This is a genomic window from Pseudomonas sp. FG-3G, from assembly GCF_901007645.1.
Taxonomy (GTDB): domain Bacteria; phylum Pseudomonadota; class Gammaproteobacteria; order Pseudomonadales; family Pseudomonadaceae; genus Aquipseudomonas; species Aquipseudomonas rhizophila.
The window spans coordinates 98,450-112,149 of record NZ_CAAKGZ010000013.1; the positions used below are offsets into that span (position 1 = coordinate 98,450).

Genomic DNA, 13,700 nt, shown 5'->3' on the forward strand with positions numbered 1-13,700 from the left:
AAAACTGTTTGAGCCCCGCGATACCGGGGTGACGAGCAGGGGTGACCGGTGTTGATCGGGTCGCCCTAGGGGGTGATTTATTCACCGCCGTGCCCGCTTCTTTTTGAAGGTAGTTCATGCATGGCAAAGCGCCACGCCATAAACAAAAAAAACGACTAAAAAGTGACGGGAGGGAAATTCTCGGCAAAGTCTCCGTCAATAATTTGTCTTTTGTGCGATTTCGGGACGTATTTACAGCGAAAGGATCAACCGCCCGGCAAACAGAATCAGGATGACGCCCATGGTCCGTTCGAACCAATGACCCATGCGCATGAACACTTCCCGTACCCGGGCGCTGGAAAAAAACAACGCGACGACGACAAACCACAGGGCATTCACCAGGCACATCCAGACCCCGTACAACGCCTGGATCTGCAGCGGTGTGCTGGTGCTGATCAGGGTGGTGAAGATGGCCAGGAAAAACAGCGTGGCTTTCGGGTTGGTGGCGTTGGTCAGAAACCCGGTGACAAACGCTTTGAATGGCGTTTGCCGAGCAGCGTTTTGAGCGATGGGGTGTTCACCTTCAAGCGTGGATTTGGGTCTGCTGCGCAGCAGGCTGACGCCGAGGTAAAGAATGTAGGCACCACCCACCACCTTGGCGACCATCAGTAACCAGGGGAAGGTGTGCATCAGCGCACCCACCCCGAGCAAGGTGTAGATCACATGCACCGAGATACCGGCGCCTATGCCCAACGCTGTGCAGATCCCGATCCAGCGGCCAAAACGGACGCTTTGGCGGATCGTCACGGCGAAATCAGGGCCGGGTGCGACCACCGCAAGAAAATGAACGGTGGCCAGGGCCAGGAATTCGCCCAGGTAGCTCGATAGCATTTCAACTCCGAACGGTCAGGGGCGAGGCATCGCGGCGCTAACCGATTAAAAAGAGAAAAGGCTCAGGTGCAGATATTTCATACCCGCATCGGAATGTGTGCGGGATTATAAGTTGTGTGTAAATTGATGATAATCCGTTCAAATTTCACAGGGCTTTTGCTCCATGAGCACAAATCAATCACTGGCCTTACTCGCCGAAATGGCCATTTTCGTCAAGGTCGTGGAGACCGGCAGTTTCTCCGAAGCGGCCAGGCAATCAGGCGTGTCACCGTCGGCTGTCAGCCGAAGCATCTCGCGTCTGGAAAAAGCCTTGGCGACCCGATTGCTGCAACGCACCACCCGCAAGCTGCGCTTGAGCGATGGCGGGGAAGAAGTGTTCAAGCGTTGTCGGGAAATGGTCGCCGCCGCCCGATCGGTGATGGAAATCAGTGGCCAGTTCGCCCATGAAGCCGAGGGGCGGATCCGGGTCAGCGTGCCCAAGGCGGTGGGGCGCTTTGTCATTCATCCCCACATAGCCGAGTTCTTGCGTCGTTACCCCAAGGTCGATGTGGAGTTACTGCTGGAGGATCGACAGGTCGATCTGATCGACGATCACGTTGACCTGGCGCTGCGGATCACCGACCAGCCGCCGGTCGGGCTGGTGGGACGTCAGTTGTTGACCATTGACCACCTGCTCTGCGCCACGCCGCGCTACCTGGCCGAACACGGCATCCCCGAGCATCCCCACGACCTGCTGGAGCACAGTTGCATCTACCTGGGAGAAACCCCACACGACGCTCGCTGGAAATTCAAGAAAGGCACCAAGTCCGTCCATGTGGGCGTGCGCGGACGTTATGCCGCCAATCATACGGGCGTGCGGTTGGAAGCTGTCTTGCAGCACATTGGCATCGGCAGCTTGCCGTACTTCACCGCCCGTCATGCGCTGGAGCAAGGCTTGATCGTGCAGGTGCTGGCGGATTGGACGTTCCTGGCCTCTTACCAGGGTGGTTTGTGGCTGCTGCATTCGCCCACCCGTTACCTGCCGCCGAAGTTGCGGGTGTTCATTGATTATCTGGTGGAGTGCCTGGAGAAGGAGCCCACTTTGAACAAGGCGGGCCACAAAAAAGGCCCGCCGGATTAACCGTGCGGGCCTTTGCATGACTGATCGCAATCAGTGCTTGCTGTCCTGATCCGACATCGCCAGCAATTGCTTTTCCTGGTTCCAGTCGAAGGGTTCGTCATTTTGCTCGGCTTCGAAACGACGTTCTTCCAGAGCCTGGTACAAGGCGATTTCTTCATCGGGCATGTAATGCAGGCAGTCACCGGCGAAGTACCACAGCAGGTCACGAGGCACCAGGTGGGCGATCTGTGGATAACGGACGATGACCTGGCACATCAGGTCCTGGCCCAGGTACTGGCTTTCGATCGGATCAACGGGCAACTGCGCGCGCAATTCGTCGAAGCGCTCCAGAAACAGGGCATGGCTTTCTTCGGGAACCTGGTCTGCCTCACCCACGGCGACCAGGATGCTGCGCAAGTGGTCAAGCAAGACAAGGTGATCGGCAACGACGTTGGACACGAGATAAGTCCTCAAGAGCAAAACGGGCGCAGGAGTATAAAGCGCTTGCGCCCGTTTTTACATGGCACAGAGCACAGGGTCGACAGGATCAGCGGACCTTGTCCTCGGCGAGCGTGAGTTCCTCCTTGTCGAAATCATCCACGTCGATCACTTTACGTCGGGCCGCTTCGGCCTCTCGCAGGGTCTGGGCTTCGCCGGCCTGTAGCACGTCGGCTTCAAGGGCTGCGTCGATGACCTGTTCGCCTGGAGCGGGGTTGAGCTGACCCTGTTTGAGCGCGCCGTGCAGTTTTTTGTGCAGCGGATGAGCCGCGGCCAGCAGGTCGCAAGCGTGCTGCAGCGCGCCCACCGGATCGTCGACCGATTGCGGGCGATAGCAACCCTGCAGCAGCTCCTCGAGGGTCGGGTCGCCTTTGCCCCGGCCGATCACTGCAGCCACTTCAGCGTCCAGCCTGTCGCTCGGACCTTTGTGGCGACGACCGAAGGGGAACACCACCACGCGCAACAGACCACCCAGCACCCGGTTCGGGAAGTTGTCCAGCAGTTCGTCCAGGGCCCGCTCAGCCTGGCCCAGGCTTTCTTCCATGGCCCAGGTGAACAGCGGTTCCATATGGTCCGGCGAGTCCAGGTCGTGGTAGCGCTTGAGCGCGGCGGAGGCGAGGTAGAGGTTGCTCAATACATCCCCAAGGCGCGCCGACAAGCGTTCGCGACGTTTGAGTTCACCGCCCAGCAGCATCATGCTCAGGTCCGCCAGCAGGGCGAATGCCGCCGCCTGCCGGTTGAGGGCGCGGAAATAACCCTGGCTCAAGGCGTTGCCGGGGGCTCTTTCGAAACGCCCCAGGCCCAGGTTCAGCACCAGGGTGCTGGCGGCGTTGCTGATGGCAAAACCGATGTGTTTGAGTAGCAACCCGTCGAATTCGATCAGCGCCTGGTCTTTGTCTTCACGCGTGGCCAAGGCCATTTCCTTGAGCACGAACGGATGGCAGCGAATCGCACCTTGGCCGAAGATCATCAGGTTACGTGACAGGATATTCGCGCCTTCGACCGTGATGAAGATCGGTGCACCTTGCCAACTGCGTCCCAAGTAGTTGTTGGGCCCCATGATGATGCCCTTGCCGCCGTGTACGTCCATGGCGTGGCTGATGCATTCGCGACCGCGCTCGGTCAGGTGGTATTTGAGGATGGCCGACAGCACCGAAGGTTTTTCTCCCAGGTCCACCGCGTTGGCGGTCAGCATACGGGCGGCGTCCATCATCCAGGCGTTGCCACCGATACGGGCCATGGCCTCCTGAATACCTTCAAAGGCCGACAATGGCACGTTGAACTGCTCGCGTACCTGGGTGTACTGGCCGGTCACCAGGCTGGTGAACTTCGCCGCCCCGGTGCCCACAGCCGGCAGGGAAATCGACCGACCGACCGACAGGCAGTTCATCAGCATCATCCAGCCCTTGCCGAGCATGGGCTGGCCGCCGATGAGAAAGTCCAGCGGGATGAACACGTCCTTGCCCCAGTTCGGTCCGTTCATGAAAGCGGCGCCAAGGGGCAGGTGACGACGGCCGATATTGACGCCAGGGGTGTCGGTGGGAATCAGGGCGAGGCTGATGCCCAGGTCTTCTTCATCCCCCAGCAGGTGATCGGGGTCATAGGCCTTGAAGGCCAGGCCGAGGAGGGTGGCCACCGGTCCCAAGGTGATGTAGCGCTTTTCCCAGTTCAGGCGCAGGCCCAGGGTTTCCTGACCTTCCCATTCGCCCTTGCAGATTATGCCGGTGTCGGGCATCGCCCCGGCGTCGGAGCCAGCCAGTGGCCCGGTCAGGGCGAAGCAGGGAATATCGTCGCCACGGGCCAGCCGTGGCAGGTAGTGGTTGCGTTGTTCGTCGGTGCCGTAGTGCAGCAACAGTTCGGCCGGGCCGAGGGAGTTGGGGACCATCACGGTGGAAGCCAGATCGCCGCTACGGGTGGCCAGTTTCATCGCCACCTGGGAGTGGGCATAGGCGGAGAAGCCCTTGCCTCCATATTCCTTGGGAATGATCAGCGCAAAGAACCCGTGCTCCTTGATGTGTGCCCAGGCGGCGGGTGGCAGGTCCATGGCCTGACCGATCTGCCAGTCGCTGACCATGGCGCAGAGTTCTTCGGTGGGGCCGTCGAGGAAAGCCTGTTCCTCCTCGGTCAGTTGCACCTTGGGATAGGCCAGCAGCGTGTCCCAGTCCGGCCGGCCACTGAACAGTTCACCGTCCCACCACACCGTACCGGCGTCGATGGCGTCGCGCTCGGTTTCTGACATGGGAGGCAGGGTCTTCTGGAACCAGTTGAACATCGGCGCGCTGAAATACTTGCGGCGCAGGTCCGGCAGCAGCAGTGGGGCCGCGACGGCGGCGAGCACGGCCCAGAAGATCAGCATCAGCCAACCGGGAGCGGGGCTGAACAGGCTCATGGCCAGCAGGTAGGCTGCGATGATGCCCAGCGCGGGCAGCGGGGCGGTGCGCCGATGCGCCAGCCAGGCTTTCCCGACAACCAGAACCAGTATCCACAACAACAGCATATGTAATCCTCCGTGAACCAGGGCAAAACCGACCCTCAGAGCTTAGACGGCATCTGCAAAACCGGCGGTCGGCGCGATGTGATTGATTTCGTGGGAAACCCTGGATGCATTGCGCCAGTCTGGTTGGCAACATCCGTGGGAAATCGTTCGTTAACAAAGTGAGAAAGCGCCATTGTTTGGCGTAAACGCCGTTATTACCGAGGGTGGGCTTTGGATAGACTCGAAGCAAGCCCTATAGGCGCTGCCGAAGGTGCGGGCCGCGTTCGGACGATCTCTTGATCTGTCTATCTTTCTCTCAGGGCTCGATGGTCCGGGAAAGATCGCCGCCTCGTTGCACTCGGCAGCTCCTACGGACGCAGGCGTTTTCCGTGAGGTCCTGACCATGCAGCAATACCTGAACCCCAGCCGCTTCATCGACAGCGATCACCCTGCGGTCATTGAGTTCGCCGAAACTCATCGCGGCACTGATCGCGACCCGCAGGCACAAGCAATCAGCCTGTATTACGCGGTGCGCGAGGCCGTGCGCTACAACCCCTATACCTTCAGCCGCGATCCGCAGACCCTGCGTGGCAGTTACGCACTGGCCTGCGGTGAAAGCTATTGTGTGCCCAAGGCGACCTTGCTGGCCGCTTGCGCCCGCCATTGTGGTATCCCGGCGCGCATCGGCCTGGCGGATGTGCGTAATCACTTGTCCACTGCACGCCTGCTGGAGTTGCTCAAGAGTGACGTGTTCGCCATGCACGGTTATACCGAGTTCTATCTGAACGAGCGCTGGGTCAAGGCCACGCCGGCCTTCAATCAAGGCTTGTGTGAGTTGTTCGATGTGGCACCCCTGGAATTCGATGGCCGCGAGGACAGCGTTTTCCACCCGTTCAATCGACAGGGCGCCAAGCTGATGGAGTACGTCACCGACCACGGCCAATTCGCCGATGTGCCCGAAGCGTTCTTCTTCGAGCACCTGGAAAAATGCTACCCGCACCTGTTCGGCGAGCAACTGCCGCCCCTGCTTGGCGACATGCAGGGCGATTTGAGTCGCGGCTGATCCGGCGTATGCTGCTGCGGCATTTATCCATCGGAGCAAGCCGTAATGCTGAAGATCTGGGGTCGGAAAAACTCATCGAATGTGCGCAAGGCGCTGTGGTGCGCCGAGGAGCTGGGGCTGGCCTACGAGGCCATCGACGCAGGGGGTGCGTTCGGCGTGGTGGACACGCCCGAGTATCGCGCCAAGAACCCCAACGGCCGTGTCCCGATGATCGAAGATGACGGTTTCGTGCTCTGGGAATCCAACACCATCGTGCGTTATCTGGCGTCTCGCCATGCTCCGGGTTCGGCCTGGTATCCGGCAGACCCCCAGGCTCGCGCCAGGGCTGAAAAATGGATGGACTGGACCACCTCCTCGTTTGCCGATCCGTTTCGCACCGTGTTCTGGGGCGTCTTGCGTACTCCCGCCGAGCAGCAGGACTGGGCGGCCATCCATGCGGCGATCAAGGTCTGCGATGGTTTGTTGGCGATGGCGGACCAGACGTTGAGCGAGCAACCCTACCTCTCCGGGGATGAAATCGGCATGGGCGATATTCCCTTGGGCAGTTTCATTTATGCCTGGTTCGAGATGCCCATCGAGCGGGCTGCGCTGCCTCATCTACAGGCCTGGTACGCCCGGCTGCAGCAGCGTCCGGCGTATCGCAAGGCGGTCATGACCGCGTTGACTTAATACTTACTATCGACACGCTTGACTGTACTTGTGCGGCGACGCCACGCACCATTGCCTTCGTGCGCCGTGGTTGTATTGCTCGCCGTGCGCCCTTATCTAATTGTTTCTTCCCCTTCTTGGTGCGTAATCCGATATGAGTTCCGCTCTGTCCATCCGGCAGCTAACCAAAACCTACGGCAACGGTTTCCAGGCCTTGAGTGGTATCGATCTGGACGTCGCCGAAGGTGATTTTTTCGCCTTGCTCGGCCCCAATGGAGCCGGCAAATCCACCACCATCGGCATTCTTTCAACCCTGGTGAACAAAACCAGCGGTACGGTGAATATCTTCGGTCATGATCTGGACCGTGAGCCCGCCGCTCTCAAGCGCTGCATCGGCGTGGTGCCCCAGGAGTTCAATTTCAACCAGTTCGAAAAGACCTTCGACATCGTCGTGACCCAGGCGGGTTACTACGGTATCCCGCCGAAGATCGCCAATGAGCGCGCCGAGAAATATCTGACTCAACTGGGTTTGTGGGACAAGCGTGATGTGCCGTCCCGTTCATTGTCCGGCGGCATGAAGCGGCGCCTGATGATTGCCCGTGCCCTGGTCCATGAGCCGCGCCTGCTGATTCTCGACGAGCCGACCGCGGGCGTCGACATCGAGTTGCGTCGGTCGATGTGGACTTTTCTGACCGAGCTGAACCAGAAAGGCATCACCATCATCCTCACCACCCATTACCTGGAAGAGGCCGAGCAGCTGTGCCGCAACATCGGCATCATCGACCACGGCACCATCGTCGAGAACACCAGCATGCGACAGTTGCTCAGCCAACTGCATGTGGAGACGTTCCTGCTGGACCTGAAAAACGATCTGAAGGCCGCGCCGCAACTGATCGGCTATCCGGCCCGGCTGGTGGACCACCACACGCTGGAAGTCCAGGTGGATAAAACCGTCGGTATTACCGGCTTGTTCTCCCAACTGGCGCTGCAAAACATTGAAGTGCAGAGCCTGCGCAACAAAACCAATCGCCTCGAGGAGTTGTTCGTGTCTCTGGTGGAGAAAAATCTGGCGAAGGTGGCTGTATGAGTTCCGAACTGCGACCCAACCTCATCGCCCTCAATACCATCGTTTATCGCGAAGTCCGACGCTTCATGCGGATCTGGCCGCAGACCCTGCTGCCGCCGGCCATCACCATGGTTTTGTACTTCGTGATTTTCGGCAACCTGATCGGTCGGCAGATCGGCGACATGGGTGGCTTCACGTACATGGACTACATCGTACCGGGGCTGATCATGATGTCGGTGATCACCAACTCCTACGGTAACGTGGTCTCGAGTTTCTTCGGCAGCAAGTTCCAGCGCTCGATCGAGGAACTGATGGTCTCGCCGGTTTCGCCCCATACGATCCTGATCGGCTACACCCTGGGCGGTGTATTGCGCGGGTTGGCGGTGGGCTTGATCGTGACCTTGCTGTCACTGTTCTTCACCGATCTGCAAGTGCACCATTTGGGCGTGACGATATTGGTGGTGGTGTTCACCGCCACGATCTTTTCGCTGCTGGGGTTCATCAATGCCGTGTTTGCGCGCAACTTCGATGACATTTCCATCATCCCGACGTTCGTGCTCACGCCACTGACTTACCTGGGCGGAGTGTTCTACTCGATTTCCCTGCTGCCACCGTTCTGGCAGACCGTGTCCCTGGCCAACCCGGTGCTGCACATGGTCAACGCGTTCCGCTACGGCATCCTTGGGGTGTCGGACATCCGGATCAGCGTCGCGATCACCTTCATGCTGGTGGCAACCGTGGTGCTCTATGTGGGATGTGCACGGCTGTTGGTCAGTGGGCGAGGGATGCGTACTTAGAACTCGGCAGGTGTGCTGACTGGTATACCGCTATCGCGAGCAGGCTCGCTCTCACATCGAAATGCAAAAAGGCCTCCATTCACTGGAGGCCTTTTTGCATTTCACATCCGGCTTTTCTTGCGCCGTTTCCATTGCCGCGCCACCCACCAGCGCCAATAGATCATGGTCATGAAATAGGCGAGGGCGCCGAGCACTAGGCCCGTCACCACCGACCCCAGCAGAAACGGCTGCCACAAGGTAGACAACTGGGTGGTGATCCATTCCCAGGTCAGTTCATCCGGTAACGTGCGGGCAGGCACATCCATCAACCAGGCCCCGGTCTGGTAGGTGCAGAAAAACACGGCGGGCATGGTGATGGGGTTGGTCAGCCAGACCAGGCTCACCGCAATCGGTATGTTGCCGCGTACGGTGATGGCCAGTGCCGCGGCCAGCAGCATCTGCAAAGGAATCGGCAAAAAGGCGGCGAACAGACCAACGGCCATGGCGCGTGCCACGGAGTGTCGATTGAGGTGCCAAAGGTTGGGGTCGTGCAGCAAGGAACCGAGAAAACGTAAGGACTTATGTTCCCGAATACTCGCTGGGTCAGGCATGTAACGTTTGAAAAGGCGCCGGGGCATAAGGCTTCTCGGTCGGTTCAAAGCGGTGAGGCCGCAAGTATGTCCGCATTCTACGGCTGACTGATTCAGACTTTGTGACAATTGTTAACGCGCACCGTGCCGTAGACCGACTATGCCTGAAGAGAAGACTCTCAAGGACAGGCTTATGCGCACAGGGATGGTCGCGCTTGCACTCGGGCTGCTGACCCCGGTTTTTTGCCCAGCGCTGCCGCCGCTGTGGCTGATTGCGGTCATGCCTGTGCTGGCGCTGATGGTTTTGCCGTTTCGAACTCATCCGCTGGGTTTTTTCCTGATCGGGCTGGCTTGGGCGTGTCTGTCGGCGCAACTGGCCCTGGACGATCGGTTGCCCGCCGCGCTGGATGGAGAAACCCGCTGGGTCGAAGGGCGTGTCGTCGGTTTACCGCAATATAACGAAGGTGTGGTGCGCTTTGAACTGGCCGATGCCCATTCCCGCCGCACACGGCTGCCGTCGTCGATGCGCCTGGCCTGGTTCGGCGGACCGCCTGTGAGCAGCGGCGAACGTTGGCGATTGGCGGTAAAGCTCAAACGCCCCACCGGGCTACTGAACCCCAATGGCTTCGATTACCAGGCCTGGCTGTTGAGCCGCGGCATCGGCGCGACTGGCACGGTCAAGGACGGTCATCTCCAGCAACCTGCCCAAGGTGCCTGGCGCGACGGCGTGCGTCAGGCGCTGGCGCAAGTCGACGCCCAGGGCCGCTCCGGGGCGCTGGCGGCATTGGTCCTGGGGGACGGAGCTGGGTTGAGTCGTGATGACTGGCAGGTACTGCAGGACACCGGTACGGTCCATCTGCTGGTGATCTCCGGGCAGCACATCGGCCTGCTTGCCGCACTGGTGTACCTGCTGGTGGCCGGTGCGGCGCGTTATGGCATGTGGCCGGTGCGTCTGCCGTGGCTACCTTGGGCCTGCGCGCTGGCCTTTATCGCAGCCTTGGGTTACGGCTTGCTCGCCGGCTTCGAGGTGCCGGTGCGGCGCGCTTGCGCGATGATCGGCCTGGTGCTGCTGTGGCGTTTGCGTTACCGGCATCCGGACCCCTGGTGGGCGTGGCTGCTGGCTTTCAATGGGGTGCTGGTGTTCGATCCATTGGCCAGCCTGCGGCCAGGGTTCTGGCTGTCGTTCGTCGCGGTGGCGATCCTGATGTTTACTTTCGGCGCACGCTTGGGGCCCTGGCGCTGGTGGCAAACCTGGACCCGTGCCCAATGGCTGGTGGCAGTCGGACTGTGCCCGATCCTGTTGATATTGGGTTTGCCGATCAGCCTCAGCGGGCCTCTGGTGAACCTGGTGGCGGTGCCTTGGGTCAGCCTGCTGGTGTTGCCGCTGGCGCTGCTCGGTACGGCGTTGTTGCCGATGCCGTTCGTGGGCGCAGGGCTGCTTTGGATCGCCGGCGGGTTGCTCGATCTGCTCTTCAAGGGGCTGGCGCTGGTGGCCGGGCGAATACCGGCATGGGTGCCTGCGGCTATCCCCCTGTGGGTGTGGTGCATGGCCGCTCTGGGGGCTTTGTTACTGTTGCTGCCCAAAGGCGTGCCACTGCGGGTACTGGGATGGCCCATGGTGCTGCTGGTGGTTTTCCCTCCGAGGGAGGATGTGCCTCCGGGGCAGGCCGAAATCTGGCAACTGGACGTGGGTCAAGGGTTGGCGGTGCTGGTACGCACCCGTCATCATGCCTTGCTTTACGACGCGGGGCCGCGCTTTGGCGAGGCCGACGCGGGTGAGCGCGTGGTGCTGCCGACCCTGCGCAAGCTGGGCGTCGCCGGGTTGGACCTGATGCTGCTCAGCCATGCCGACGCCGATCATGCCGGCGGCGCCCAAGCGGTGCGCAATGGCTTGCCAACGGTCCGGGTGGTCAGTGGCGACCCCGCCGCGTTGCCTGCCACCCTGCAGGCAGAGGCGTGCGACAGTGGCGCGCGTTGGGAGTGGGACGGGGTCAGGTTCGAGCTGTGGCAATGGTCATCTGCCCTTGAAAGCAACCAGAGGTCCTGCGTTCTGCTGGTCGAGGCTGGCGGTGAGCGGTTGTTGCTCACCGGCGACATCGATAGCCATGCCGAGCGCGCGTTGCTCGACGGGCCTCTGGCCGTGCCGGTCCAGTGGCTGGCGGCGCCCCATCACGGTAGCCGCAGTTCATCCTCGATGTTGCTGTTGTCGCGGCTCAAACCCCATTCGGTGTTGATCTCCCGCGGCCAGGGCAATGCGTTCGGCCATCCTCATCCGCGGGTGCTGGCTCGCTATCGCCGCTTGGGCATGGCGATCTACGACAGTGCCGAACAGGGTGCCATTCGTCTGCAACTGGGGGCTTTCGAAGCACCGCGCCTTCAGGCCGGCCAACGGCGCTACTGGCGCGACCCGCCGTCTGCGGGACCATGGCCGTAACCTTGACCCGGGTCATCCTCGACGACGGTGTTATCGGCGGGGCGGGCCTGCAAGGCGAGTCTGTATGATAAAGTGGCGCACTTTTTCGAGGGGGCTGTCACTGTGTGGGAATTGGTCAAATCCGGCGGCTGGATGATGTTGCCGATCATTCTGAGTTCCATCGTGGCGCTGGGAATCGTTGCCGAACGCCTGTGGACCCTGCGGGCCAGCCGCGTGACCCCGGAGCATTTGCTCGGGCAAGTCTGGGTCTGGATCAAGGACAAGAAACTGAACAAGGAGCGGCTCAAGGAGCTGCGGGCCAGCTCACCGCTGGGTGAAATCCTCGCCGCGGGGCTGGCAAATTCCAAGCATGGTCGCGAGATCATGAAGGAATGCATCGAAGAAGCCGCCGCCCGGGTCATCCATGAGCTGGAGCGCTACATCAATGCCCTGGGCACAATTGCCGCCATGGCCCCGTTGCTGGGCCTGTTGGGCACGGTGCTAGGCATGATCGATATTTTCAGTTCGTTCACCGGCGCCGGCATGACCGCCAATGCCGCGGTGCTGGCAGGGGGGATTTCCAAGGCATTGATCACCACGGCCGCCGGGTTGATGGTGGGGATCCCTTCGGTGTTTTTCCATCGCTTCCTGCAACGGCGCATCGATGAATTGGTGGTGGGCATGGAGCAGGAGGCCATCAAGCTGGTCGAGGTGGTGCAAGGCGACCGTGACGTGGACCTGGCCGAGGGCAAGAAGTGAAATTCCGCCGCAAACCACGGGAAACCGTCGAGATCAACCTTGCGTCGCTGATTGACGTGGTGTTCATCCTGCTGCTGTTTTTCGTCGTGACCACCACCTTCACCCGGGAAACCCAGCTCAAGGTGGAACTGCCGGAAGCGGTCAGCGGCTCGCCTGCCGAAGACCAGCAACTCAAGAACCTGGAAGTCACGATCAGTGCCGAAGGGACGTTTTCGGTGAACAATCAGTTGCTGCCCAAGAGCGACCTGGCGAGTCTGATCGATGCGCTGCAGAAGGAGTCCGGCGGCGACACCAGCTTGCCGCTGTCCATCAGCGCCGACGGCAAGACCCCACATCAATCCGTCATCACCGCCATGGACGCGGCCGGCAAGCTCGGCTTCAGCCATCTGCGCATGACCACCGTCGAGGCGGCGCCGGCACCCTGATGGCCATGTCTGATCGATTGCTCGCCGCCTGGTACGAAGGTCACCCGGCCCTGACGCTGTTGCGGCCACTGGAGTGGTTGTACCGTCGGGTGGTGATGGGCAAACGCGAGCGTTTTCTGGCGGGCGAGGGTGAGATTTACCAACCGCCCGTGCCGCTGGTGGTCGTGGGGAACATCACGGTTGGCGGCACCGGCAAGACCCCATTGATCCTGTGGATGATTGAGCATTGCCAGCGCCGTGGCCTGCGGGTCGGCGTGGTAAGCCGGGGTTATGGCGCCAAACCACCCCATTTGCCCTGGCGAGTCGAAGCCGGGCAGGGCGCCGACATCGCGGGTGATGAGCCACTGCTGATTGTCCAGCGTAGCGGCGTGCCATTGATGATCGATCCGGATCGCAGCCGGGCGGTCCAGGCGCTGCTGGAGACTCAACCGCTGGACCTGATCCTGTCCGACGACGGCATGCAACATTACCGCCTGGCTCGGGATCTTGAATTGGTGCTGATCGACAACGCCCGCGGCCTGGGCAATCGACGTTGTCTGCCTGCCGGTCCGCTGCGTGAACCCGTGGAGCGTCTGCAATCGGTCGATGCCGTGCTATTCAACGGCGCCAGCGCCGACCGCGAAGACGGCTTTGCCTTCGAGCTGCGACCCACAGCCCTGGTGAACCTGGCCAGCGACGAACGGCGGCCACTGGACCATTTCCCACCCGGCCAGGCCCTGCATGCCGTGGCCGGGATCGGCAATCCCCGGCGTTTCTTCAACACCCTCGAAACGCTACACTGGCGACCTATACCGCACGGGTTTGCCGACCACGCCCAATACAGCGCCCAGGCATTGAATTTCACGCCGTCGTTGCCGGTGGTCATGACGGAAAAGGACGCGGTCAAATGCCGTGCCTTCGCCGAGCCCCACTGGTGGTACCTGGCGGTGGATGCCGCGCCGTCGCCCGCCTTCGCGGACTGGTTCGATACCCAGTTGATGCGCCTGTTGCCGGATCGGCTTTTGCCTTAAACCATTT

At 61.0% G+C, this 13,700-nt stretch carries 13 protein-coding genes; 9 read left to right on the top strand and 4 right to left on the bottom strand.

Annotation, left to right across the window (positions count from 1 at the left end):
* Window positions 1-231: 231 nt before the first annotated feature.
* Complete coding sequence (locus PSEUDOMOFG3G_RS06500; RefSeq protein WP_139049452.1) at window positions 232-870, bottom strand: LysE family translocator; 639 nt, start codon at window positions 868-870, stop codon at window positions 232-234.
* Window positions 871-1,033: 163 nt separating this feature from the next.
* Between PSEUDOMOFG3G_RS06500 and PSEUDOMOFG3G_RS06505 the strand changes: the two genes are divergently transcribed.
* Entirely contained in the window at window positions 1,034-1,990 is a 957-nt protein-coding gene (locus tag PSEUDOMOFG3G_RS06505; RefSeq protein WP_139049453.1) for a LysR family transcriptional regulator, read from the top strand.
* 30 nt (window positions 1,991-2,020) lie between these two features.
* On the opposite strand, the gene PSEUDOMOFG3G_RS06510 is transcribed toward PSEUDOMOFG3G_RS06505, so the two are convergent.
* Entirely contained in the window at window positions 2,021-2,428 is a 408-nt protein-coding gene (locus PSEUDOMOFG3G_RS06510) for a PA2817 family protein (RefSeq protein ID WP_047228173.1), read from the bottom strand.
* 88 nt (window positions 2,429-2,516) lie between these two features.
* Window positions 2,517-4,964, bottom strand: coding sequence for an acyl-CoA dehydrogenase (locus PSEUDOMOFG3G_RS06515; RefSeq protein ID WP_139049454.1), 2,448 nt, complete (start codon window positions 4,962-4,964; stop codon window positions 2,517-2,519).
* A 382-nt stretch (window positions 4,965-5,346) separates the two neighbouring features.
* On the opposite strand from PSEUDOMOFG3G_RS06515, the gene PSEUDOMOFG3G_RS06520 reads away from it, so the two are divergent.
* The 4 genes from PSEUDOMOFG3G_RS06520 to PSEUDOMOFG3G_RS06535 all read left to right on the top strand — a co-directional run bounded on the left by PSEUDOMOFG3G_RS06520 (window position 5,347) and on the right by PSEUDOMOFG3G_RS06535 (window position 8,517).
* On the top strand, window positions 5,347-6,006 hold the full coding sequence (locus PSEUDOMOFG3G_RS06520) for a transglutaminase family protein (RefSeq protein WP_076383822.1): 660 nt from the start codon (window positions 5,347-5,349) through the stop codon (window positions 6,004-6,006).
* Window positions 6,007-6,051: 45 nt separating this feature from the next.
* Window positions 6,052-6,675: a glutathione S-transferase family protein gene (locus tag PSEUDOMOFG3G_RS06525; protein WP_047228176.1), complete on the top strand. Its 624-nt coding sequence runs from the start codon at window positions 6,052-6,054 to the stop codon at window positions 6,673-6,675.
* 133 nt (window positions 6,676-6,808) lie between these two features.
* Window positions 6,809-7,741 (top strand): ABC transporter ATP-binding protein, encoded by a 933-nt coding sequence (locus PSEUDOMOFG3G_RS06530; protein ID WP_047228177.1) that lies wholly within the window; start codon window positions 6,809-6,811, stop codon window positions 7,739-7,741.
* The gene (locus PSEUDOMOFG3G_RS06535; protein WP_047228178.1) at window positions 7,738-8,517 is read left to right on the top strand and encodes an ABC transporter permease; all 780 of its coding nucleotides are present in this window, start codon (window positions 7,738-7,740) and stop codon (window positions 8,515-8,517) included. The genes PSEUDOMOFG3G_RS06530 and PSEUDOMOFG3G_RS06535 overlap by 4 nt, the downstream gene beginning before the upstream one ends.
* Window positions 8,518-8,618: 101 nt before the next feature.
* Here the strand turns inward: PSEUDOMOFG3G_RS06535 and PSEUDOMOFG3G_RS06540 are convergent, their stop codons facing one another.
* Entirely contained in the window at window positions 8,619-9,134 is a 516-nt protein-coding gene (locus PSEUDOMOFG3G_RS06540; RefSeq protein ID WP_047228179.1) for a DUF2062 domain-containing protein, read from the bottom strand.
* A gap of 145 nt (window positions 9,135-9,279) precedes the next feature.
* Between PSEUDOMOFG3G_RS06540 and PSEUDOMOFG3G_RS06545 the strand changes: the two genes are divergently transcribed.
* The 4 genes from PSEUDOMOFG3G_RS06545 (at window position 9,280) to lpxK (ending at window position 13,693) form a co-directional block, all read left to right on the top strand.
* Window positions 9,280-11,520 (top strand): DNA internalization-related competence protein ComEC/Rec2, encoded by a 2,241-nt coding sequence (locus PSEUDOMOFG3G_RS06545; RefSeq protein ID WP_139049455.1) that lies wholly within the window; start codon window positions 9,280-9,282, stop codon window positions 11,518-11,520.
* A 102-nt stretch (window positions 11,521-11,622) separates the two neighbouring features.
* The gene (locus tag PSEUDOMOFG3G_RS06550; protein ID WP_171061337.1) at window positions 11,623-12,258 is read left to right on the top strand and encodes a MotA/TolQ/ExbB proton channel family protein; all 636 of its coding nucleotides are present in this window, start codon (window positions 11,623-11,625) and stop codon (window positions 12,256-12,258) included.
* Window positions 12,255-12,683 (top strand): biopolymer transporter ExbD, encoded by a 429-nt coding sequence (locus PSEUDOMOFG3G_RS06555; protein WP_047228182.1) that lies wholly within the window; start codon window positions 12,255-12,257, stop codon window positions 12,681-12,683. Before PSEUDOMOFG3G_RS06550 ends, PSEUDOMOFG3G_RS06555 begins: the two co-directional genes overlap by 4 nt.
* A complete protein-coding gene (gene lpxK, locus PSEUDOMOFG3G_RS06560) occupies window positions 12,683-13,693 on the top strand; it encodes a tetraacyldisaccharide 4'-kinase (protein ID WP_139049457.1) in 1,011 nt (336 codons plus the stop codon). Before PSEUDOMOFG3G_RS06555 ends, lpxK begins: the two co-directional genes overlap by 1 nt.
* Window positions 13,694-13,700: the final 7 nt, after the last annotated feature.

Excerpts from the sequence above, each read along its gene's own strand:
- PSEUDOMOFG3G_RS06500 (WP_139049452.1), bottom strand. The coding sequence starts at position 870 with ATGCTATCGAGCTACCTGGGCGAATTCCTGGCCCTGGCCACCGTTCAT.
- PSEUDOMOFG3G_RS06505 (WP_139049453.1), top strand. The coding sequence starts at position 1,034 with ATGAGCACAAATCAATCACTGGCCTTACTCGCCGAAATGGCCATTTTC.
- PSEUDOMOFG3G_RS06515 (WP_139049454.1), bottom strand. The coding sequence starts at position 4,964 with ATGCTGTTGTTGTGGATACTGGTTCTGGTTGTCGGGAAAGCCTGGCTG.
- PSEUDOMOFG3G_RS06520 (WP_076383822.1), top strand. The coding sequence starts at position 5,347 with ATGCAGCAATACCTGAACCCCAGCCGCTTCATCGACAGCGATCACCCT.
- PSEUDOMOFG3G_RS06525 (WP_047228176.1), top strand. The coding sequence starts at position 6,052 with ATGCTGAAGATCTGGGGTCGGAAAAACTCATCGAATGTGCGCAAGGCG.
- PSEUDOMOFG3G_RS06530 (WP_047228177.1), top strand. The coding sequence starts at position 6,809 with ATGAGTTCCGCTCTGTCCATCCGGCAGCTAACCAAAACCTACGGCAAC.
- PSEUDOMOFG3G_RS06535 (WP_047228178.1), top strand. The coding sequence starts at position 7,738 with ATGAGTTCCGAACTGCGACCCAACCTCATCGCCCTCAATACCATCGTT.
- PSEUDOMOFG3G_RS06540 (WP_047228179.1), bottom strand. The coding sequence starts at position 9,134 with ATGCCCCGGCGCCTTTTCAAACGTTACATGCCTGACCCAGCGAGTATT.
- PSEUDOMOFG3G_RS06545 (WP_139049455.1), top strand. The coding sequence starts at position 9,280 with ATGCGCACAGGGATGGTCGCGCTTGCACTCGGGCTGCTGACCCCGGTT.
- lpxK (WP_139049457.1), top strand. The coding sequence starts at position 12,683 with ATGGCCATGTCTGATCGATTGCTCGCCGCCTGGTACGAAGGTCACCCG.